This is a genomic window from Kitasatospora sp. NPDC052868 (assembly GCF_044547105.1).
GTDB lineage: Bacteria > Actinomycetota > Actinomycetes > Streptomycetales > Streptomycetaceae > Kitasatospora.
This window is the reverse complement of record NZ_JBITZW010000065.1, coordinates 1-1,069: the sequence shown is the minus strand read 5'-3', so window position 1 is coordinate 1,069 and position 1,069 is coordinate 1. Positions and strand designations below refer to the sequence as shown.

Below are 1,069 nucleotides of genomic sequence, written 5' to 3'. Positions count from 1 at the left end.
CCGCGCGCGGTGATGTGACGACGGCGGGTCTGGGGTCGATCGATCATCCGTTGCTGGGTGCGGTGGCGAAGTTGGCGGATGGTGAGACGACGGTTTTGACGGGTCGTCTGTCGTTGTCTTCGCAGGGTTGGTTGGCGGATCATGCGGTGGCGGGGACGGTGATCCTGCCGGGGGCTGCGTTTGTGGAGCTTGCCGTTCGTGCGGGTGACGAGGCCGGGTTGGCGGTGTTGGACGAGTTGGTGCTGCATGCGCCGCTCGTGCTGTCGCAGGGCCGGGGGGTGCAGGTCCAGGTCACCGTGTCGGCCGCTGAGGGGGATGGTCGGCGGCCGGTGACGGTCCACTCGCGTCCGGAGGACGGCGAGGAGGTGTGGACGCTGCACGGGGAGGGTTTCCTGGGCGGTGTGGTGGTGGCGGGTGAGGGGTTGGAGGTGTGGCCGCCGGCGGGTGCTGTGCCGGTGGCGGTGGAGGGTGTGTACGAGCGGTTGGCGGGGCTGGGGCTGGAGTACGGTCCGGTGTTCCGTGGGCTGGGTGCGGCCTGGCGTCGGGGGGACGACCTCTTCGCTGAGGTGGGGCTGCCGGTGGAGGAGCACGGGAGCGGGTTCACGCTGCATCCGGCGCTGTTGGATGCGTGTCTGCATCTGGCGGCGGTGGAGGGTGAGGGGGTGCGGTTGCCGTTCGCGTGGTCCGGGGTGGCGGTGCACGCTTCGGGGGCGACGGCGGCGCGGGTGCATCTGGCGGTGCGGGGCGACGGGTTGTCGCTGCGGGTCGCGGATGGTGCGGGTGCGCCGGTGGCGACGGTGGGTTCGCTGAGTGTGCGGCCGTTGGATCCGGCGCAGTTGGCGGCGGGCCGGCCCTCGGATGTCCACCATGTGCGGTGGACGGCCCTGCCCGCCCCGGCCGTCGGGGCCGCCTCTGCCGCTGGGCCGGTGCTGTTCGCGGTCGGTGGCGGCGGTCAGGGGCCGTTGGCGGGCCGGGTGCGGGCGGTGGCGGGCGAGGTGCTCGCCGCGCTGCAGGCGCACCTGCGGGACGAGCGCTCGCAGGACGCACGGCTGGTCGTGGTCACCCGCAA

The 1,069-nt window shown here is 73.1% G+C and carries 1 protein-coding gene; it reads left to right on the top strand.

What is annotated here, in order from left to right; genetic code table 11:
* Positions 1 to 1,069, top strand: a 1,069-nt coding sequence (locus tag ACIGZJ_RS36915) for a polyketide synthase dehydratase domain-containing protein (protein ID WP_396461390.1), incomplete at both ends; no start/stop codon positions are given.